General features: G+C 36.7%; 1 protein-coding gene. It reads left to right on the forward strand.

The genetic code is table 11. The features are described 5' to 3' along the window. Window positions 1–626, forward strand: a 626-nt coding sequence (locus tag EBF12_RS10985; RefSeq protein WP_121727675.1) for an LPD3 domain-containing protein, incomplete at both ends; no start/stop codon positions are given.

The raw sequence follows: 626 nt of genomic DNA on the forward strand, positions 1-626 counted from the left end.
TACTATAACAAGAAATTTACAAACATTTTAAATGAAATAGATTTTAATGCCCCAACAAAACAAGTAAAAACACAAATGCTAGAAGCATTAAAGCCTATATTTAACCAAACAATGACAAGCAGTGATGGAGTGCAAGCCTATATGTCTCTAAAATCTCTCTCAAAGATGACAAGCCCACAGGCGATACAAAAAAGTATAGACAATGGATTTAGCAGAGAAGAGCATTTAAGGGCAGTGCTAGATATACAGAGATTGTTTGAAAATGCGAAGCTACAAGCGACAGAACCGCATAAAAGCGGAGAGAAAAACGCAATTATACACAGATTAAATAGCGAGTTAGAAAATGCTAATGCCTTGATTACAACAAAAGAAAGTTTAGATACAAATAAAAATAGAGTGTATAGCTTAGAATTAGAATTAATCCCACGCTTTAGCGACTCTAGCACACCCTTGAATACTAAAATCAGCGAGGGCGGTTTTAACTCACAAAAAGGACACCAAGAGCAGACTATAAAAGCCGAGCCGTCTATTGCTAAAACCGATGCGAACATTATACCGCAAACCACACAAACAAAGCACGAGTATAGTGAGCTGCTGCCAGAGCTTGAAAAATATAATGCAATCGC

Origin of the sequence: Helicobacter labetoulli (assembly GCF_003670275.1) — a bacterium.
Classification (GTDB): Bacteria; Campylobacterota; Campylobacteria; order Campylobacterales; family Helicobacteraceae; genus Helicobacter_C; species Helicobacter_C labetoulli.